Origin of the sequence: Priestia sp. GS2, from assembly GCF_036409025.1 — a bacterium.
GTDB lineage: Bacteria > Bacillota > Bacilli > Bacillales > Bacillaceae_H > Priestia > Priestia aryabhattai_A.
Genome location: NZ_JAZGJX010000001.1, coordinates 2,165,161 through 2,185,247 on the forward strand (window position 1 = coordinate 2,165,161; position 20,087 = coordinate 2,185,247).

19 protein-coding genes are annotated in these 20,087 nt (G+C 37.0%); 6 read left to right on the forward strand and 13 right to left on the reverse strand.

Annotated elements, in window-relative coordinates:
* Positions 1-9: 9 nt before the first annotated feature.
* Complete coding sequence (locus V2145_RS11280) at positions 10-1,698, reverse strand: formate--tetrahydrofolate ligase (protein ID WP_330987707.1); 1,689 nt, start codon at positions 1,696-1,698, stop codon at positions 10-12.
* A 323-nt stretch (positions 1,699-2,021) separates the two neighbouring features.
* Between V2145_RS11280 and metA the strand changes: the two genes are divergently transcribed.
* The 3 genes from metA to V2145_RS11295 all read left to right on the forward strand — a co-directional run bounded on the left by metA (position 2,022) and on the right by V2145_RS11295 (position 4,687).
* Complete coding sequence (gene metA, locus V2145_RS11285) at positions 2,022-2,930, forward strand: homoserine O-acetyltransferase MetA (RefSeq protein WP_330987708.1); 909 nt, start codon at positions 2,022-2,024, stop codon at positions 2,928-2,930.
* A 735-nt stretch (positions 2,931-3,665) separates the two neighbouring features.
* Positions 3,666-4,016, forward strand: a complete 351-nt coding sequence (locus V2145_RS11290; RefSeq protein ID WP_442956782.1) for a YkvA family protein — start codon at positions 3,666-3,668, stop codon at positions 4,014-4,016.
* Between the two features lie 188 nt (positions 4,017-4,204).
* A complete protein-coding gene (locus V2145_RS11295; RefSeq protein WP_094909732.1) occupies positions 4,205-4,687 on the forward strand; it encodes a hypothetical protein in 483 nt (160 codons plus the stop codon).
* Positions 4,688-4,873: 186 nt separating this feature from the next.
* On the opposite strand, the gene V2145_RS11300 is transcribed toward V2145_RS11295, so the two are convergent.
* The 4 genes from V2145_RS11300 to V2145_RS11315 all read right to left on the reverse strand — a co-directional run bounded on the left by V2145_RS11300 (position 4,874) and on the right by V2145_RS11315 (position 7,972).
* Entirely contained in the window at positions 4,874-5,923 is a 1,050-nt protein-coding gene (locus V2145_RS11300; protein ID WP_330987710.1) for an N-acetylmuramoyl-L-alanine amidase, read from the reverse strand.
* Positions 5,924-6,436: 513 nt separating this feature from the next.
* Entirely contained in the window at positions 6,437-6,850 is a 414-nt protein-coding gene (locus V2145_RS11305; RefSeq protein WP_094909730.1) for a DUF4183 domain-containing protein, read from the reverse strand.
* An 18-nt stretch (positions 6,851-6,868) separates the two neighbouring features.
* Entirely contained in the window at positions 6,869-7,222 is a 354-nt protein-coding gene (locus V2145_RS11310) for a DUF4183 domain-containing protein (RefSeq protein WP_256993226.1), read from the reverse strand.
* A 72-nt stretch (positions 7,223-7,294) separates the two neighbouring features.
* Entirely contained in the window at positions 7,295-7,972 is a 678-nt protein-coding gene (locus V2145_RS11315) for a class I SAM-dependent methyltransferase (RefSeq protein WP_330987711.1), read from the reverse strand.
* A 146-nt stretch (positions 7,973-8,118) separates the two neighbouring features.
* On the opposite strand from V2145_RS11315, the gene V2145_RS11320 reads away from it, so the two are divergent.
* A complete protein-coding gene (locus V2145_RS11320; protein WP_035319860.1) occupies positions 8,119-8,340 on the forward strand; it encodes a DUF3892 domain-containing protein in 222 nt (73 codons plus the stop codon).
* 16 nt (positions 8,341-8,356) lie between these two features.
* A complete protein-coding gene (locus V2145_RS11325) occupies positions 8,357-8,503 on the forward strand; it encodes a hypothetical protein (RefSeq protein WP_165932497.1) in 147 nt (48 codons plus the stop codon).
* Positions 8,504-8,546: 43 nt separating this feature from the next.
* Here V2145_RS11325 and V2145_RS11330 read toward each other — a convergent pair whose 3' ends face one another.
* From V2145_RS11330 to V2145_RS11350, 5 genes are all read right to left on the reverse strand, one after another.
* Entirely contained in the window at positions 8,547-9,881 is a 1,335-nt protein-coding gene (locus V2145_RS11330) for an alpha/beta hydrolase (protein ID WP_330987712.1), read from the reverse strand.
* Positions 9,882-9,955: 74 nt separating this feature from the next.
* On the reverse strand, positions 9,956-11,110 hold the full coding sequence (locus V2145_RS11335; protein ID WP_330987713.1) for an ROK family transcriptional regulator: 1,155 nt from the start codon (positions 11,108-11,110) through the stop codon (positions 9,956-9,958).
* 75 nt (positions 11,111-11,185) lie between these two features.
* Complete coding sequence (locus tag V2145_RS11340) at positions 11,186-12,022, reverse strand: sugar ABC transporter permease (RefSeq protein ID WP_094909725.1); 837 nt, start codon at positions 12,020-12,022, stop codon at positions 11,186-11,188.
* Position 12,023: 1 nt separating this feature from the next.
* On the reverse strand, positions 12,024-13,319 hold the full coding sequence (locus V2145_RS11345; RefSeq protein ID WP_330987714.1) for a carbohydrate ABC transporter permease: 1,296 nt from the start codon (positions 13,317-13,319) through the stop codon (positions 12,024-12,026).
* A 21-nt stretch (positions 13,320-13,340) separates the two neighbouring features.
* Positions 13,341-14,591, reverse strand: coding sequence for an extracellular solute-binding protein (locus V2145_RS11350; protein WP_330988138.1), 1,251 nt, complete (start codon positions 14,589-14,591; stop codon positions 13,341-13,343).
* Between the two features lie 239 nt (positions 14,592-14,830).
* Between V2145_RS11350 and V2145_RS11355 the strand changes: the two genes are divergently transcribed.
* Positions 14,831-16,561 (forward strand): glycoside hydrolase family 13 protein, encoded by a 1,731-nt coding sequence (locus V2145_RS11355; RefSeq protein ID WP_330987715.1) that lies wholly within the window; start codon positions 14,831-14,833, stop codon positions 16,559-16,561.
* A 474-nt stretch (positions 16,562-17,035) separates the two neighbouring features.
* Here the strand turns inward: V2145_RS11355 and V2145_RS11360 are convergent, their stop codons facing one another.
* The 3 genes from V2145_RS11360 to V2145_RS11370 form a co-directional block, all read right to left on the reverse strand.
* The gene (locus tag V2145_RS11360) at positions 17,036-17,911 is read right to left on the reverse strand and encodes a helix-turn-helix domain-containing protein (RefSeq protein ID WP_330987716.1); all 876 of its coding nucleotides are present in this window, start codon (positions 17,909-17,911) and stop codon (positions 17,036-17,038) included.
* 267 nt (positions 17,912-18,178) lie between these two features.
* Complete coding sequence (gene ribD / locus V2145_RS11365) at positions 18,179-19,270, reverse strand: bifunctional diaminohydroxyphosphoribosylaminopyrimidine deaminase/5-amino-6-(5-phosphoribosylamino)uracil reductase RibD (RefSeq protein WP_094909721.1); 1,092 nt, start codon at positions 19,268-19,270, stop codon at positions 18,179-18,181.
* Positions 19,267-20,010, reverse strand: a complete 744-nt coding sequence (locus tag V2145_RS11370; protein ID WP_094909720.1) for a GTP cyclohydrolase II — start codon at positions 20,008-20,010, stop codon at positions 19,267-19,269. The genes ribD and V2145_RS11370 overlap by 4 nt, the downstream gene beginning before the upstream one ends.
* Between the last annotated feature and the right edge of the window lie 77 nt (positions 20,011-20,087).

A 20,087-nucleotide genomic window follows, 5' to 3' on the forward strand; every position in this document is an offset into this window, starting at 1 on the left:
CTCTTCTTATCAAAAGATTCCTACTGCTTGTCCGTTCTCGTCAACGTCCATATTTAGCGCTGCTGGTTTTTTCGGGAGGCCAGGCATCGTCATAATGGATCCTGTTAAAGCAACTAGAAAACCTGCACCGATCGATGGCTTAAACTCACGAATTGTGATGCGGAAGTTTTCAGGTCTTCCTAATAAATCTTGGTCATCACTTAACGAATACTGTGTTTTGGCCATACAAATCGGCAAGTAGGACCAGCCATATTGTTCAAACTGAGCGATTTGCTTTTGAGCTTTAGACGAAAAGTCTACGCCGCTTGCTCCGTATACTACTTTTGCAATCGTATCTACTTTTTCTTCAATTGTCGCGGATACATCATAAATCGGTGCGAAGTTCGACTCTTCTGCTTTCATCATATCAAGAAGTTCTCTCGCTAAGCCCACACCACCAGCGCCACCTTTTTCCCACACTTCTGTGAGGGCAACTCTGATGTTATTTTCCTCACACCAGCTCATAATCGTTTCAATTTCTCCCTTGCTGTCCGTAATGAAGCGATTTACTGCTACGACGCATGGAACTCCAAATGCTCGGATTGTTTCAATATGCTTTTCTAAATTCTTCATGCCTTCTTGTAGCGCTTCAATATTTTCCTTACTTAACTCAGTCTTTGGAACACCTCCGTGCATTTTCAATGCGCGTACGGTTGCAACCAGCACAACAGCTTCAGGTTGAATATCTGCCATTCGAGCTTTAATATTTAAGAACTTTTCTGCTCCTAAATCAGCACCAAATCCTGCTTCTGTGACAACATAATCACCTAGTTTAGCCGCCATCTTCGTTGCAATAACGCTGTTGCATCCATGGGCAATATTAGCAAATGGACCGCCGTGTATAAGAGCTGGCGTATGCTCTAACGTCTGGACGAGATTAGGCTTAATCGCCTCTTTTAAAAGAAGAGTTAGTGCTCCTTCTGCATTTAAATCAGCGACTGTTACTGGCTCATTTTGATATGTATAACCCACTACAATGCGAGCTAATCGTTTTTTTAAATCTTGAACGCTTGTTGCCAAACAAAAAATAGCCATAATTTCTGATGCTACTGTAATATCAAAACCATCTTCTCTTGGTACACCTTGAACTGGGCCGCCAAGTCCAACTACTACTTGACGAAGTGCACGATCATTTAAGTCAACAACGCGCTTCCACGTTACTTTACGCGTATCAATTCCTAATTCGTTACCTTGGTGAATGTGATTGTCAATAATAGCTGATAGGGCATTGTTTGCTGTTGTAATGGCGTGAAGGTCTCCCGTAAAATGAAGATTGATGTCCTCCATCGGTACAACTTGAGCATAGCCACCACCAGCTGCGCCTCCTTTAATCCCCATGACTGGACCTAAAGAAGGTTCACGCATCGCGATAATTGCTTTTTCATCCAGCTGTTGAAGCGCTTGTGCCAACCCTACAGTTACCGTAGACTTTCCTTCACCTGCGGGAGTCGGGTTAATGGCCGTCACTAAAATAACCTTACCGTCTTTTTGGTCTTTTAGGCGTTCCATAATATCTAGTGAAAGCTTTCCTTTATAATGACCGTATGGCTCAAGCTCCTCTTCTAAAATACTTAGCTGAGCTGCAATATCCTTAATCGGTTTCATTCTTGCTTCTTGAGCGATTTGTAAATCACTTTTCACTTGTTTCTTGGTTGTCATATTATCCTTCTCCTTTTTCATACAAATGAATGCACGCTCTTTTTACCATTAAAAGAACCTTATTTATGTATATTAGTCCTATCTAAGTATCATCTAGCACTTACTGTTGTATATTGTATCACCTTTGGCTTAAATTACGAATAAGAAACTATACTTTTTCGAAAATTCAGTTGATTAATATTCTGTATATTCATATAATAGTGTATTGTATATAGAAATGAAAATCGTCTTTGAAAAACCATTCAAGAGATAAAAATCTGTGCGTTCATCCTATATAGGGATTGATTGCACGTTATATTACGAAAAAACAGGAGGAAGTTTTATTGCCTATTAACATCCCGCGTGATCTACCAGCAAAAGAAATTTTAGAAAAAGAACGTATTTTTATCATGGATGATGTACGGGCATTTAATCAAGAAATTCGCCCTTTAAATATTGCGATTTTAAATTTAATGCCTGAAAAAGAAAAAACGGAAACACAGCTGCTTCGCCTGCTGGGGAACTCACCGTTGCAAGTACATATTACGCTTTTGCACCCGGCAACTCATGAAGCAAAGACAACGAGTAAAAATCATTTGGAACAGTTTTATAAAACCTTTAAGCAAATTAAACACCAAAAGTTTGACGGCATGATCATCACCGGTGCACCAATTGAGCATATTCCATTTGAAGATGTAAATTACTGGTCAGAGCTAACTGAAATTATGGATTGGTGTAAGACAAACGTTACGTCAACGATGCATATTTGTTGGGGAGCTCAAGCTGGGTTATATCATCATTTTAACATTGATAAAAGACCGCTTGACGAAAAGTGTACAGGTGTGTTTACACATACTTCTCTTCAAGAGCCTATTAAGCTTCTTAGAGGCTTTGATGATCTCTTTTTCTCTCCTCATTCACGCCATACAGATGTGGACTTAAACGAAGTGAGAGCTCACCCTGATTTAATGTTGCTATCACACTCAGAAGAAGCTGGTGTCTATTTAGTCATGTCAAAGGATGAAAAGTTCATATTTGTGACGGGTCATCCTGAATATGATGTCCAAACACTACAAGATGAGTTTATGCGCGACAAAACAAAAGGAATGGATGCAAAGCTTCCTGAGCACTATTTTCCGAATGACGATCCAACCCGTGCTCCGCTCAAAACGTGGCGCTCACATGCAAATCTTTTGTTTATGAATTGGCTAAACTATTATGTTTACCAAGAAACGCCTTATGAATGGAAATGAAAGAATCGCTCTGAACTCATTTTTATTTGAGGTTACGCAAAACCTTTGTATATCAACGGTTTCAGGGAGTTCTCCAACTCCCTTGAAAATCCTAGTGTACTTTAAATAACGAAAATGCGTGGTCATTTATGTGGTCGTGTGGTCAATCCATGCGACCTTTTTTATATTATATTCTTTTTTATAAATACACCATATGTCACTTATAGTCTTAACAATACTTCATTAACTGTTTGCTACATACTTATATAGTGATATTAAACAATAAATGATTTTCGTTATCTAGTCTCAAATAACTTTGAGTACGATACAATTTCAGTCTTCTCTCTAAGTAGCTACTGCACCTTTATTGTTGCCAGCCATAAGCACCTTTAAAAAGCATACTTATTTTGGCTGCAATTGTTTTCCTTTTGGAAGTGAAATGAATAAATCACAAATCTTATTAACATCTTTTATAGTCGCAACCTTATTATTTTTACAATTAAAATTGACAGTTTTTTGGCTAATACATTCAGCAATTAATACCTCTTTAATTGATTCATTACCTTATTTAATACCGTAAATATTTTTAATATTTATTTGAATAATTTCCATCAGATTGTTATTCTGCTTTTTTCAATTATTCATCAATAAGTTACTCTGCCAACTTATTTTAATTTATAATTGGGCTGAATGGAGGGTTTAAACATTAATGAAAAAACAAAATGTAATAATAAAATTAAAGAGCTATGCAAAAAATTGAAACAAAATTTATTTGTACTTTTTCTATCTTATAAAGATAAGAGCGTTCCACTTTACGCCAAAGTTGTTGCAATATGCGTAGTAGCATATGCATTTAGTCCTGTTGATTTAATTCCAGACTTTATTCCCGTATTGGGTTATCTTGATGACCTAATTATTGTTCCTATCGGGATTTCTCTTGCATTAAAACTAATACCTTCTCATATAATTGAATCTTATCAACTCCAAGCAGAAGAATTAAAGAAAAATAAAAGGCCTAAAAATTGGTTTGTTGGCTTTCTTATTGTATTAATTTGGATAACTTTTTTGGTTTGGATTATCAAAGTTATGTATGAGCTTTTGAAGTGAATTCAAATGATGAAGTACCGCTATCTTCTTGATAAACAAAATAGATAACTGCATAACTTTCTTAAAATGCACATTAATTCCCACTTAAGACTCTGCCATTTCGTCAAGTAATCGTCTTTATTTTTCACTCTATATAGAATGAAATCAACTAAATAACACATACTAGAAGAAAAATTAGGGTGATTATTTTGAATGCAAGTTTTTTTAGAATTTTTAACGCCATTGTATTATGGGTAATTGTTATTCTTTTTCTTCCTAAAAAATCTTTTAAAAGATTTTTGCCAGTCACATTATTTTGCTCATGTATACTACTGGTTCAAACACTTTTAAATACTATTTTTAAGTGGTGGAAAGTAGAAGGTGGAATCAAGTACATGGTTTTTGATGCATTAGCCTTTATATTTGGACCTTTCTTTACAATTAATCTGTGGGTGTTTCATTTTACAAATGGTAGATTTTTGTTATATTCACTTGTTAATTTAATAATAGACCTTATTTTTTCTCATCCTTTAAATTCACTTTTTCAAAAAATTGGTCATTATCAACTTAAAAAGTTTAATTCTACAATACTTTTCATTATTTCTTTTTCGCTAGCTCTTTTGAATTATGCTTTTCAAAAGTTTATTGAAAAGCCAAAAAAACTAGAAATGAGCCCCAAAATCAGTGAGTAAACTAAATTTTCTATTTTTATAGGACCCTTAACTTAAGTATTTACAGCAATAAAAAGTCAATTAGATTATTATGTCAGTAGCGTTGATGATTCCTTTTTAATTGCATAACCTTGCACTCTGTACAAGTGTAAATGAACGCACCTAATCACAAACAAAGCGGATTCTATATAGAGTCCGCTTATTTCTTTAAAATAATGCACGCCACGTATTCGTACCTATAATTCCATCTGAGGAGAGACCTTTACTGCGCTGGAATGCTTTGACTGCATTTAACGTATTAATACCAAAGATGCCATCAATAGTGCCCGGATTCTGACCAGAAATATAAAGAGCCGCTTGTGCAATCCATGTTAAATTTCCACGAGCTCCTTCTACGACATTTACAACGGCATTTCTTGTATTACTTCCATAAATTCCATCTACGGCTAAGCCCGCATTAAATTGCGTGTTCAGCTCAGACTGTAGACCTTTAATAAGCGCTGCTTTTGTATTAGGGCCATAAACCCCGTCTACAGCAATACCTGTTTTATAGCGAGAGTTTAATGTTTGTTGGATAGTACGAATAACAGCATCTCCTGAAGTTGAAGCCGGGGGAGCTGAAGGCTGTGATGCTGCTGGCTGTTGTGGTGCTGGTGCTTTTGGCGGAATTGGAACTGGTGTTGGAGTTGGCTTAGGTATAGCTCCTGATTTTGTAGGTAAATTTAAAAAAGTTGCCATTCCTTTTGCATAGGCGTAGGCTATATTCTGTAAAAACGATTCATTTTTAAGCAAAGTCGCGTCTGCAGCTCGATCAATAAAAGCAATTTCAGTTAGAACAGCTGGCATATTCGTACGGCGAAGCACGGCATAAGAGGCTGTTTTTCTCCCTCGATTTGGATGATTGTAACCACTTATTATTTTCTTTACTTCGTCATGTACTGCATTTCGTAATGAAACAGAGCTAACTCTTCGACCTGTATAAATATAATCTTCATACCCTGTTCCACCTCCAGCGTTCACGTGAATAGACATAAATGCGTCTGCTCCCCATGCGTTTGCTCGACTTGCTCTTTCGCTTAGTGACAAGAAAACATCTGTTGTACGCGTAGTGCGAATAGTAAATCCTGCATATTGATTATTTAAAAATTGAATCATGTATTGCTGCAGTTTTAGTACTAAATTTTTTTCAAGAAGCCCATTTGACACAGCTCCTGAATCTTGTCCACCGTGTCCTGCATCAAGATAAATTTTTTTCATATCGCTTGTCTCCTCCTTATATTTAAATTATGCTATGCTCGCTTATAGCGACACGTACAGAAACCCATTCCCACTATTTTCTAGAGAAAAACACTGCAACTTGAGGTTTAATTTATGTAAATACAGAGTAAATACTATATAAAGAGACTTTTAACAGAATGATGTTAAATGAATCCGTTAATGATAAACAGTATAGCTGTTTATCAGCTCCTCATCATACCTCAGGAGTCTTTACTGAAACGTTAGGGAGTTTTTAAAATGATTACAAAAAAAGAAGCATTTCTGTTTCACCACGAGTTAAATCGGTTGCTGGCAGATTATCGCAATTGTTCATGTTCAAGCATCAGAGACGAGATTTACAAAGATATTCTCTTAATAACAAGTGTCATTCATGAGTTTAAAGAAACCACCTTACATTAGATACAGAGATTCCTTTCCTTTTATATAGGTTCACACACGTAGAAAAGGGAGTAACATCGGTTACTCCCTTTTTTTTGCATATACGAAGTATGCTTACGTATTAATGATTGTATCAACGTCCAAGTTCGTAGTAGAAGTAGACGTTGAAGTTACATCTGCAAAATCATCAAGCTCTAATACTACAGGAACACCAACCGGTACATCTGCACTGATTGTCACCTGCGCAGGAGTAATAACGCTTAGTCCGGCTTGTTGGAGTACTCCGTTGATATAAACGTTATACACATTATCTGCTGCCGGTGTAGGCAGTGCTGCAACGGGGTCTCCATTATCGTCTAAAAAGGAAGTAGCGGGAATGGTCGTTGTCCCCCCCACTACCATTCCTGCGGTAACAATTGCCACAAATTTTAAAGAATCCGGACTTACCTCTGTGGTAGTCGTCGTATCAACTGTCCCCGTAACGTTGCTAGAAGCTGTAATAAAAAGCTTAATTAATTCAGCTGGCATATGTTCCTCACACCTTTCCTAAGGTTCAATTTTAATAAATTGTAGAATGAGGGGAACATGCTTTGCTGGAACGTCTGCAGATTTTAAAATAAGTACGCCTCTTTTTACTTCATATAAGGTAGCAGGCTGTAAAACTCCATTAACGAATAGATTAATGTATGACACATAACAAGGGTCCAAAATCATAGAGGTTGAGTGATCGATTACCGCATCCTTGTTGTTATATACGCGCTTTTTCCCATCAGATTGTGTACAAAATTGAGTCACGTTCACTTTTTGAGATAATTTAAACCATTTTTCAACTTGCCCTATTTCAGGAAGCATTAAACGAGGTCGACTTTCCTTTGTTATGTCATGTTTTTTTCGCTCCACGTTCATCCCTCTTTAATCTGACAATCTTACTTCATTGGTATGTTGAATTACATTTGTCTTATGTTATCTTTTTTACATTTTCTTCAATATAAATAACCACAAAAAGGTTAAAGACTGCTTCAGGTTAGGGGACAATGATACAATTGTTTCTTGATTAACTCCTTTTTTATATACACCTTTACCACCTATAACCTCCCAACCATTTTCAGAGGCAAGCTGTTCAAACTCCCACGGCATCATGGTGTTACAGATGACGTTCTCTCCGTATAAGCGTCGGTAGCTATTTGTTCTTGGTTGTGCTGTCGGCCCTAAGATACCTACACATGCGTGTCCTTGTGGTTTCACTATTCGTTTAATCTCATTTAATGCTTCTAATGGCCGTTCTGTCCATTCAAGTACATTAATGAGGACTACACCATCTGCTACATTATCATCAAAAGGTAGATCCATCACATCTGCTGCTTCAAACGTAGCAACATCCTGATGTAATTCTTTGGCCTTTTCAACCATCTCTGTTGATAAATCAACTCCAAATGCTTTGTACCCCGCTTCTGCTAACAGCCTCGTTCCGTATCCGTCACCACACCCAATATCTATGACGATACCATCTTTCTTAATGTGCTGTTGAACTAAAGGGATAACTCCTTTTCTACTGCCGCTTTTCCACATATTTTCACTCTTTTGATTCCAAAACGAAACCTTTTCATTCCACTGTGAATGCGCTTCTTTATGCCAGTTAAATGTTGTCATCTATGTACCTCCTACTATAAATATTTCATTGTTATGTTATTCGTGATGAAAGCTTCTTTACCTTTTAAAACGAATAAAAGTCTTTATGTTAGCCATGCTAAAACTGTGTAGGTTTCTTCATAATCATAACTAAGAGGGTGAAAAGCATGGATCGATTTATTGCGGTTCGTAAAAATGATAAGGGAAACTTAACCGAATTTAAAACACAGACTGGTCAAGTATTAAGCTACGATGAAGCAATGAAACGCGTAACAGCAGGTGAAATCGAACACGTTACAACGTTTATTGGAAAAGATGGCGATACATATATTCGCAGCGTTCCAGACCGGGATGAAACAAACAACTTAGATTCATTACCAACTTTTTAAAAGGAGAATGATGATTATGACAAAGAAAAACAATAAGGGTAGTGCAAATCAAAGCAACCCGAAAACTCAGCATCAAATGGTTGAAATGGGCGAAGAGATTGCAAGTGGAGATAACTCAAAAGGAAACAAACGTAATAAAGATCAAAATAGCAAAACAAATTAAATAATGCATATAAAAAGCAAGAGTCGCAGAGGACCCTTGCTTTTTATAACCATTTTTCCACTGTGAATTTCTTATGAATTGGATCTGTAATCATTATACGATGATAAACTGGAGCACCTGATTCTTTAACTTCTCCTTTTCCATTGTCAAGGTAAAAGCGAAAGCCTAATCCAGTATCAATAGGGAGAATAAACTGATTATAAAAATGGTAAGAATCGACCCTCTTAAGAGGTAAATCAGCGTAAATTCTTAATACATCTGGTAGTGCATCTATGCTTTTAACCTGCATGGAAACTGGCACTCTATCAGATACGTAATCTACAATTTCAATTTCTTTTGAAGTTTTTATTCCTTCGCTCTGAAACTGAACAACAGTCTTGCCCACAGACTTAGGAATAACCGTTCCGTCTTTGGCAATTGAAACAACCCGTTTATCTGCAACCTGATATTCACCTTGAAGCTCAGTTACTTTAACACCATTGCTATATGTTTTCACCGCATTTAGAGAACCTGCTTTTTCGTTTAAACCAAAGATAGATCGCCCTTTTAATTCCACAGCAGCTAGTTTCGTTTCTTTCCCAAAGAAGTATAGAAGTGGCATATGAACTCTCGCTTCCCAATCTGCTTCTGTATGAGCTGCTGTATCGTCTTGATAGTAAGCTACTTCTTCACCATACTGATATCCACACGTTAATAGCTTATTTGCTATATCTTTTACGTGCTCAACGCGAATTAGAACTCCTTCGTATTCACCAACATCAACCCATATCTTTTTGTGATTTACCTTTTGAACAGGAATATTCACTTGACTGAATTCTTGAAGTGTATGAGGATCAACATAATAAAAGTATGGAGACAAAATGGCAAGCATGCTAAACACGTCCGGTCTCTTTAATCCAATATGATATGTGATAGCTCCACCTCTAGAAGAACCCATTAGCGCCGTATACTTCGCTTCCTTTTTGGTGCGGAACTGCTCATCAATAAAAGGCTTCACTTCATTAACAATAAATCTTTCGTAAAGCTCTCCTTTCGGTTGAATGCAAGCAAGAGCTGGAGGGACTTGCAAGCTATCTTCATCAAGTGTATGAAAGCTATATTCATTCGCCCGCTCTTCTTTCATATTTTCAATTCCAACAATAATAATCTCTTGCATTTCTCCTTGTTCAATAAGTTTATTTACAACATGATGAATGTTCCAGGATTGGCCGTTAAAAGCTGGATGAAAAATATTTTGACCATCGTGCATATAGAGCACAGGATACTTGGTATCTTGTGCTTGTTCATAACTAGGTGGTAAATAAACATACAAATTACGTTCGTTCTGCAAATAACTAGATTTAAAATTTAAAATTTCAACAATTGAATGTTTGCTCAAACTAATTCACCCTTTTAAATTAATTCATTAAATTAAATAATATATTTAAAAGAAAAGAGCGCTTTTCACACCCTTTACAATTGCTTTTGATAGACGCTATACCATAAAGCTAAACTTCCTGCGCCAATAATCTCAACATGCTCTCCCAAGTTTGATGAAATAACTTCTACTTCTTCTTTTCTAGCTAAAAAAGATCGCTCATTCACTTCCTGTTTGATAATGGAGGTAAGCTCAATTCCCGCAAGAGTTAACGGTCCTGACACAACAATCTTTTTAACATGAACCATATTTACAAATGAGGCAAGAACCACCGCAATTCGTTCCGCTGCTTTTTCAACAACTCGTCTAGCTTTTCCCTCTTGGTTTGCTACTCTCTGTAGCACTTCTTGAATATCTCGAGCTTGAAGCTCTTCTACGATAGCCTGTTCTGATGCATATTGATTAAGGCAGCCATTGCTTCCGCACCAGCATGGTTTTCCATCTGGCAAGTATGTCATATGGCCGAACTCACCTGCTCCTGTTAACCCACTACGGTATAACTCACTTTTCAACACTAAACTTGCACCGATACGATACCCAAGGTATAGACACATAAAATCAGCAACTTGCTTTCCATGTCCAAACATCTTTTCTGCTAAAGCTAGTGCACTTACATTATTATCAAAATAAATAGGGAGCTTTAACTTCTGCTTTAAATACTGCACAATGGGCACATCAGGCCAGCCGATTATATCGTTTCCTAAGAGCTTTCCTTCTTTCAAATCAACTGCTCCCAATGAACCGATTCCAATGCTCGATACGTCTACTTCCTGCATATTAATATACCGACTAATTGTGCCTGCCACAAACTCTAAATACTGCTCCTGGTTAAAATCTACTGGAACAGGAATCCTTTGAACACTTCGTGTCTCACCTTTTAAGTTTACTAATCCCACTCGAATTGTCTCCATGCTAATGTGGACTCCAACTGTCCAATAAGCATTGCCTTGTAAATCTAATGCGATTGATTTTCGACCTACTCGCTTTGTTCCTTCTTGAACATCTCCGCGCTCAACGATAAAGCCTTCCTGAATCAATTCAGCTGTAATATAAGTAATTGTTGCTGGTGTTAGCTGTGTAATCTCAGCAATTTTTTGTCTCGACATCGGTCCGTTTTGCAGCAAAACTCTTAGTACTAATGACTGATTTAGCTGTTTTGTACGCGCTGTATTTTGACCTTTTAATACCATATTTCTCTATCTCCTATTACATCTTCGTATTTACTTGTATCTTTTATTATACCATGCACGCATTAAAATAATAGGTTATCCCTTTGTACCTCCAGCCGTTAAGCCAGATACAAAGTATTTTTGTAGAGCTAAAAAGAGAATGGCTATTGGCAAAGCAATTAAAACGGCACCAGCAGCAAATTGTGTAAAAGAGTTTCCAAACTGTCCACTAATCATTCGATACAATCCAACAGCCAGGGTATACTTCTCTTCTGATCGGAGAATAACTGTCGCCAAAATAAAATCTGTAAAGGGTGTAATAAAGCTAAACAATGCAACAACAGCCAAAATTGGTTTTGCTAGCGGTAAAATAATTTGGTAAAAAATCCGAAAATGTCCTGCTCCATCAATACGAGCAGATTCGTCTAACTCTTTTGGAATCGTATCGAAATATCCCTTAGCTAACCACGTGTTCATCGGTAACAGTCCGCCAACATAAATTAAAATTAAGGCTAAATGCGTATCTAATACGCCGCTTAAATATGCTAATACATAAATTGCAATCAGGGCAGAAAACTGTGGAACCATCTGCAAAATTAAAAATAACATTAGGCTATTTTTGCGTCCCACAAATTGATAACGCGAAAATGAATACGCCATCACTCCAACGAGCGTAACTGCTAAGAGCATAGTGATGACGCTGATTTTGAGCGTATTCCAGTACCACTGTAAGTAATAGGTACCTTCACCGGTAAATAAATCTTTATAATGGGTTAACGTAGGGTTTTTTGGGAACATGGATGAACTTGACAAGCTACTTCCTGGGTTTAAAGAAGATCCGATAATCCATAAAATTGGATAAATAACAATTGCACTCGCCATCACTAATCCACTATAAGTAATCAATTTACGAACGAAGTTTCTTTTGTTCATGTTACATCATGTCCTCCTCTTGGAACGATTTTGTACGTCTAAACTGCCATAGTGCGACACTAATAACAATTAAAGATAAAACCATTGTAATAGCGGCTGCTTTTCCATACTGAGCAGATGATAAAGTTAGCTCATAAATCCATGAAATTAAAATATCACTGCTACCGGCTGTTTGTCCTGCAACTGCCGGTCCACCCCCGTTAAATAAATAAATAACATTAAAGTTATTAAAGTTACTTGTAAACTGCGTAATCATAATTGGAGCAGTTGTAAACAAAATAATTGGAAGGGTAATATGACGAAACTTTTGCCATAAGGATGCCCCGTCAATTGTTGCTGCCTCATACAACTCTTCAGGAATAGATTGAAGAACACCTGTAATCATAGCAAATACGAATGGAAAGCCAACCCACCATTGAATAAAGATTAACGCTACTTTCGTCCAAAGCGGCTCTGTAAGCCACGGAATTGGATTTATACCAAAAAACGCTAAAATATCATTGTTAATTGCACCAAATGTTTCATTAAACATCCCGCTAAAAATAAGGATTGAAATAAACGCTGGAACGGCCCAAGGCAAGATAAAAATGGTTCGAAACACCCGTTTAAATTTAATGTCTTTTTGATTTACCGCTATGGCAAGAACCATCCCCACAGCTATCTGCCCAATAGTTGCAAAAAACGTCCAAACAACCGTCCATGAGAATACAGAAATAAATGTATTGCGCCAAATATCCATCTTAAATAAATCAATAAAATTATTAAATCCATTCCACTCTACTAACCTAGCGGGTGGAGAATTATAAAGGTTATAGTTTGTAAATGCTAATAGCACCATAAAAATAATTGGAAATATAACAACCAGAATTAGCAAGAAAAATCCTGGAGAAATCATGAGATATGGAAAGCCATTGTCTACTAAGTTATGATACTGCTCCTTTAAAGAATGAACGGTTCTGCCCTCATCTTTTTTCTTACCATTTTGATATGCATCGTATAAATTAAACGCATAAATGCATGCTCCCCCTATCAGCAACAAAAGAGCAATAATCCCTTGAACTAATAGAAAAATAGAATGATCTCGAAACGGCTTCGTACCTAACGTAACAATCCCCCAAAGCCCTTCATTCACCAGGTCTTTAAACGTAATGATGAATGCACTACTTAATAGTAGAAAAAACATGCCTTTAAAGAATTGACGATTGTAAAGCTGACCTAGTCCTGGAATAATTGACAATCCCAGCGCTACTTTCCGATGCGACGTCATCATAGTTTGCTCATTAGATGCAATTTTCATTTCTTTTTTACTCCCTTCAAGTTAGCTTCCGTGGTTCGCTTCTATCTGATCTTTGATTGTTTTAACTGCGTCGTCTAAAGCTGTTTTCGGCTCTTCCTTTCCGTTTGCAACAAGCTGAAGCGCTGTTACCATTGGCCCCCAAACTTCACTCATTTCCGGAATGTTCGGCATTGGCTCTCCTACTGCAGCTTGATCAATAATAGCTTTGGCTTTTTCGTTTTTTCGAATAGAAGGATCATTAACTAAGCTTTTAACAGGTGGAATTTCCTCTACTGTTTCGTATCGAACCTTCGCATTTTCAGCATTTGTTAAATGTTCAATTAGCTTTGTAGCCCATTTTTGATAAGGGGAAAAGCTATTTACATGCCACCCTTTTACTCCGATAAATGTTTTCATTGGCTTGTTGTTAGGCAAGAGTGGTAAGGTTGTAGCGCCAACATCAATTCCCGCACTTTTAAAGCTTTCAAAAGACCATGGGCCGCTCATGACTGAGGCCACTTTCCCTTCTGAAAAAAGAGCTTCTAATGTAGAGCCACCATTTTCACCAATAATACCTTTTGGAAACAAGTTTTCGTTGTACCATTTTGAGATGTAGCTGACTCCTTCTATCGCCCCGTCACTATGTAGTCCAATATCAGTTGAATCTAGCGATGTCTTCTCCTCTTTAAACACATAGCTTCCCATACCACTCAATACAGCATTGGCAAAGTAAAAATTATCCCATGGAGCTAAGAAGCCATATCGTCCTGCTTTTTGATCAGATTTTGAAATTTCGTAAAGCTCATTCATCGTTTTAGGCGCTTGCTTCATTAGATCTTTGTTGTATAGAAAAATAGGTGTTTCAATAGCTTTTGGTAGTCCGTAAAGTTTCCCGTCATAAGATTCTGCCTGGATGGACTGGTCTGTAAATGTCGATACGATTGATGAATCCACGTTCACCGGTGCAATGACACCTTCTAGTGCTAGCTGACCGATTTGATCATGAGGTAAAGTTAATACATCAGGGCCCGTTCCAGCCGGACCGTCCAATCGAATTTTCTCTTTAATTTCGTTGGACATCTCCAATTCCTTGTACTCCACTTTAATACCATACTTTTCCTCAAAACTTTTAATAGCTGGCTGCAACGCTATTCCTTTTCCTTTTTCTTCCCATATCACTAGCTTTTTAGGCTTTTCCTCATCTTGCTTTTTCCATTCAGCGTCTCTCTTTTCTTCAATGCCACAGGCACTGACAAGCGTCAAAATAGAGAGAGCTGCAATTATTTTCTTTATCTTCATTATAAAACCCCCTACCCAACAATTAATTAATTGTTTTAATTAATAAGTTTATGGTTCATCATTATAATTCGGTTTTTTCATTCTTGCAAGCACTTACACCATCTTTTTTTATGATATTTTAAATTGAACACCCTTTCATTTCTATTGACACATCCTAAAATTACTCATAATATAAAGTTGTTATTAATATTAATTAAACAAATTAATAAATTAAATTTGAAAGGATGTTTTTAATGCTTCGTTCTTCTATTTATCATCGCCCGAAAAATAATTTTGCGTACGCATACGATGAAGAAACTCTACATATCCGATTGCAAGCGCAAAAAGGAGATTTACAAGATGTGACTCTTATTCATGGGGACCCTTACATATGGGAAAATGGTCAATGGATTTATTCAACAAGCTCTATGAAACTTGTAGGTTCGGATGACTTGTTCGATTATTGGCAGGCTACCATTCGCCCCCCACATGCTCGCTTACGATATGGGTTTATTTGCAATGATGGAAAAGAATCCTTAACGTATACGGAAAGAGGATTTTTTGAAGATGTTCCTACCCACTGTCACTACTATTTTGCCTTTCCATTCTTAAATCAAATAGATGTCTTTTCTTCTCCTTCATGGGTAAAAGACACAGTTTGGTATCAGATTTTCCCTGAGCGTTTTGGGAATGGAAATCCAGAATTAAACCCAAAGAACGTCTTGTCATGGGGAGAAGCACCTACTCAAAGCAGCTTCTTTGGTGGCGATTTTGAAGGGGTCATTAACCATCTCAATCACCTTACTGAACTAGGAATTAACGGCATTTATTTTACGCCTATTTTTAAAGCAATGACCAACCATAAATACGATACAATTGATTATTTTGAAATTGACCCACAGTTTGGAGATAAAGAGACATTTAAGCGACTTGTAGACGAATGTCACAAACGCGGTATTAAAATCATGCTTGACGCCGTCTTCAATCATAGCGGCTACTATTTTGAACCGTTTCAAGATGTTATAAAATACGGTGAAAGCTCGAAATACAAGGATTGGTTTCATATTGCCGAATTCCCCCTTAATCCAGGAAACCAGCTATCTTATCGTACGTTTGCCTTTGAGCCTGCCATGCCAAAGTTAAATACAGAAAATAAAGATGTGCAAAATTATTTACTAGAAGTAGCGGAATATTGGATCCGAGAATTTGATATTGACGGATGGAGATTAGATGTAGCGAATGAAGTAGATCATCATTTTTGGCGATTGTTCCGCAACCGAGTAAAAGCAATTAAACCGGACGCATATATCCTAGGTGAAATTTGGCATGATGCAATGCCTTGGCTGCAGGGAGATCAATTTGATGCTGTAATGAACTACCGCTTTACAAACGCAGCAATTGATTTTTTCGCAAAAAAAGAAACTACCGTAGAGCAGTTCCAAAACGAGCTCGTTCACGTGTTGCAATCTTATCCCCAGCACGTAAACGAGGTTGCTTTTAACCTGTTAGGTAGCCATGACACAGCACGAATTTTAACTATATGTGAAGAGGATACAAATCGCTTAAAGTTGCTTTATTTGTTCCAACTTTCCTTTATCGGAACACCTTGTATTTATTACGGTGACGAAATTGGCATGACAGGTGGAGATGATCCTTTATGTCGTAAGTGTATGGAATGGGATACAAATAAACAGGATCTTGATGTATTTCATTTTGTTCAAAAACTTATTTCGCTTCGTAAACAAAGCCCAGCTTTCTCCAAGGGAGAGTTCGCGTTCCAAGCTATGAATGAATCTCTTGTAAGCTATCGCAAAACGCTTGATGATGAAGAGTTACTCATTATTATTAATCCAACAAATCGTTCATTAAATGTTAGTCTTCCAACTTCATTTGCTGACGGTCTTGATTTATGGACAAATGAGCACGTATCAAATGATTTGATGTTAAACGAGAGTGAATTTGTGATTGTGCGTAAAATGAAATAACCAAACTAGCCATGATTATTGTCATGGCTTTTTGGCTATTTTTAGCTATTTAACTTGTGATAAACCTCTCCTTAATTACAAAAAAAGCCCAACCAAGAATAGGTTGGGCTTAACTTATATTTTTATTTCATAGAGGGGGTCTACTGAAAAAAGCTCTACAGCGGACTTATTATTGTGATATTAAGAAAATCGCTATGATCAATGTTGGTTCGGTAAACCTAAAGTTGCTACTTGGTTTTCTTGAGTGACTGCACCAACTGATGCTACGCCTGCCACCAGTGTAAGTGCTAATGTTAATCCTACTAATAATTTTTTCATAGATATTTCCTCCCCTTATTGTGATTAATGTTAGTGTAGCATAAGATTTTTTTTCGTGAATTCGCTGATATGGGCGAATATACCTGTTTAAGCGGCCTTATTCTTCTAATTCGCTTTATTTTCTCGATAATTATAATAATAGGAATATTTTTATTTTTATACAAAAAGTTCATTGATTTCACTTTTCACTAACTCTGTGAACTTTTCATTCCTTTGTAACTGGAAGATATGAACGGATTTCTCTAAGTATTCTTTTCCCTGCTTAACTCTCCCAAGCTTAATTAAATTTTCACCAGTTTGGTAGTGAAGTTCACCAAATAAATACATAGACTCATTGCTTATACAAAGATCAATCCCTCTGCTGCTGTAGGTAGTCGACTCTTCGTATTGTTTCATATCAGCTAATGTTTTTGATAGTCCGTATAAAATACGAACCTTTAGCATTTCTTGACGAATTTGTGGTAGTGCCGTTATATGTTTTAACGCTTGTCTATATAATTCTTCTGCATTTTCATATTCTTTTTCTTCATGATAAATGATAGCTACGCTATTTAAGATCTCTATTTCTTTTTCTTTGTAAAACGTCTTCGACTGCTTGGTATAGTCAATTGCTTCATATAAAAGGCTAAATGCTTTCTCTTTTTGCTTATGCAAGTAATACGTACAAATCCCTTCATGCCATGTTAAAAACTGCTTATTTAGCGTTGTTTGAAACAGTGGACTTTCTTTTTCCTTCTTTATAATATGATCAATCGCCTCATAGTCCCTTTGACGAATATATTGACGAATAAGTGATTTAACTGCATCCACATAGTCTAGTCGGGGAGACTCAACTGTATCAAAAAAATAGTTTACATCTACGCCTAGTCGCTTTGATAGCTTATACAGCGTAATGCTAGAAGGATATTCTTCACCATTTTCAATTTTGCTAATCTGTGCTTGGGTACAAATATCTCTTGCTAACTCTTGTTGCGTTAGCTCCGCCATTTTTCGAAGCTCTCTCATGACACGCCCAATTCTATACTCTCTCATCTCATTCCTCACCCTTATATAGATTTTCAACCAATAGTATTTGTTTCTCTTTCCCTTAAACAAATTCCTTTATGTAAAGACTCAAAATCCGCTTTTTAAACCGGTTCTAGGTCCTTATGTTAAAAAAACGGTAAAAAACAAAATTAGTTTCTAAAATTCCGAAAAATTTAATCCTAATTTTTATTAAATAGAGTATAGAAAAAAACTGCATCTCGATCTGTTAGAATACACCTAACAGATTGAATGCAGTTTTTTAGAAGTTACTTTTTATTCATAAATTGGATACGCACTAAATTTATAATCTTTCCCTAATTGGATTACCGTAACGTTTGTAAACTCTAGTGCATCTGACATTTTCTCAATGCCTTTGCCTTCTACAAAAGTTGGGGCTTCTTTACCACCTACAATTTTAGGCGCAATGTAAAGTTCAAGTTTATTGATTAGCTTTTGTTCAATAAACGATGCATTCACCTGTCCTCCTCCTTCGATTAAAAGGGAAGAAACCGAATGTTCACCCACTATTTCAAGCATTTCAGATAAGTTCACATGTTTTTCACCGCTTGTAACAAAAACTTTTACTCCTTGTTCTTCAAGCTGTTTTCTTTTTTCACCATCATGGTTACTCGTTGTAAAAATCCAAGTTGGTGCTTCTTTATCCGTTACGACTTTTGCTTCGATTGGTGTTCTTAGTTTTGAATCCAACACAATACGAACTGGATTGCGGCCGCCTTCAAGGCGTGTTGTGAGGGAAGGGTTATCTTCAATCACTGTTTGAACACCCACAAGAATTGAACCTGTTTCGTGACGAAGCTGATGAACATCTCTTCTAGCGTCTTCTGACGTAATCCATTTACTGTGAGAAGACGCCGTTGCGATCTTTCCATCTAGGGTAATGGCAGATTTTAAAATAACAAATGGTTTTTTTATCGTAATGAAGTGATTAAACACCTCGTTCATTTGACGGGATGCTTCTTCACATATTCCTACTTCAACTTCAATGCCTGCATTCTTTAAGATACTTACTCCTCGTCCTGCCACAAGTGGATTTGGGTCAAGCGTAGCAATGACGACTTTTGAAACTTCTGCTCGAACAAGCGCTTCTGCACAAGGACCGGTGCGACCATGATGCGAACACGGTTCTAACGTAACGTATGCCGTGCTTCCCTTGGCTAACTCACCAGCCATATTTAGCGCATGAATTTCAGCGTGAGGACCCCCTGCTTTTAAATGCGTACCAATTCCCACAATACGATTATCGTTTACAATCACACATCCAACAAGTGGATTTGGGTCCGTTTGCCCTTTTGTAGCTTTTGCATTTTGTATTGCAATGTTCATGTAAAATTCATGACTACTCAAACCAGTACCTCCTCACCTAAATGACCCGAGCGCTGCACTTTTGTTTGAAGGTATTTTTCATTAAACTCTGATACGTCTCCCCAAAGTGGAATGCGTCCTGATAACGAAGCACCGTTTTCTTCTAATGCTATAAGCTTTTTCGGGTTATTTGTAATTAAAATAACCGGCTTTCTACGAATCTGCTTTAGCACGCTGATTGCTTCTTTATACTGACGAGTATCATCAGCAAAACCTAACTCTTCGTTCGCTTCAACCGTATCAAATCCGTTTTCTTGAAGCACGTAAGCCATTGCTTTACTAAATAAGCCAATCCCTCTTCCTTCATGATTTGCTAAATAAAATAAGGCACCAGCTCCGTTTTCCGTAATCATCTTCATGGATTGTTTCAGCTGGAATCCACAGTCACAGCGCTTGCTGCCGAAAATATCACCTGTATGACAAATACTGTGCATGCGAATTAATGCCTGGTCCGCTTCTTTAAAGTCTCCATATACAAGTACGCTAGACTGCTGTAAATCGGCCAAGTTAGCAGAATTCATCTGTTCAACCAGTTCTTCTAAGCTAAGTTCTCCTTGTTCCACATCATCGGAACGTAACCAAGAATACCATTGAAAGATTTTTGTTTCTCCTTCTAAATTAACTGGTAAACGAATTGGACCTACAACGTATATATAATGATCTTGATTATTAATCACGTTTACTTTATCTTTTAGTGCATCTATCACTTTTTCATTTAACATATTCGTTCCTCCTGACAATCACATTACATTCTTATTTTAAACTAATTAATGTCATCCTTCCAATTTGGATGCTTTAC

Coding starts and splice junctions, on each gene's coding strand:
- V2145_RS11360 (WP_330987716.1), bottom strand. CDS start 17,911: ATGAGAGAGTATAGAATTGGGCGTGTCATGAGAGAGCTTCGAAAAATG.
- V2145_RS11320 (WP_035319860.1), top strand. CDS start 8,119: ATGGATCGATTTATTGCGGTTCGTAAAAATGATAAGGGAAACTTAACC.
- V2145_RS11355 (WP_330987715.1), top strand. CDS start 14,831: ATGCTTCGTTCTTCTATTTATCATCGCCCGAAAAATAATTTTGCGTAC.
- V2145_RS11300 (WP_330987710.1), bottom strand. CDS start 5,923: ATGAAAAAAATTTATCTTGATGCAGGACACGGTGGACAAGATTCAGGA.
- V2145_RS11315 (WP_330987711.1), bottom strand. CDS start 7,972: ATGACAACATTTAACTGGCATAAAGAAGCGCATTCACAGTGGAATGAA.
- V2145_RS11280 (WP_330987707.1), bottom strand. CDS start 1,698: ATGACAACCAAGAAACAAGTGAAAAGTGATTTACAAATCGCTCAAGAA.
- V2145_RS11335 (WP_330987713.1), bottom strand. CDS start 11,110: ATGGTATTAAAAGGTCAAAATACAGCGCGTACAAAACAGCTAAATCAG.
- V2145_RS11370 (WP_094909720.1), bottom strand. CDS start 20,010: ATGTTAAATGAAAAAGTGATAGATGCACTAAAAGATAAAGTAAACGTG.
- V2145_RS11325 (WP_165932497.1), top strand. CDS start 8,357: ATGACAAAGAAAAACAATAAGGGTAGTGCAAATCAAAGCAACCCGAAA.
- V2145_RS11305 (WP_094909730.1), bottom strand. CDS start 6,850: ATGCCAGCTGAATTAATTAAGCTTTTTATTACAGCTTCTAGCAACGTT.
- V2145_RS11345 (WP_330987714.1), bottom strand. CDS start 13,319: ATGAAAATTGCATCTAATGAGCAAACTATGATGACGTCGCATCGGAAA.
- V2145_RS11340 (WP_094909725.1), bottom strand. CDS start 12,022: ATGAACAAAAGAAACTTCGTTCGTAAATTGATTACTTATAGTGGATTA.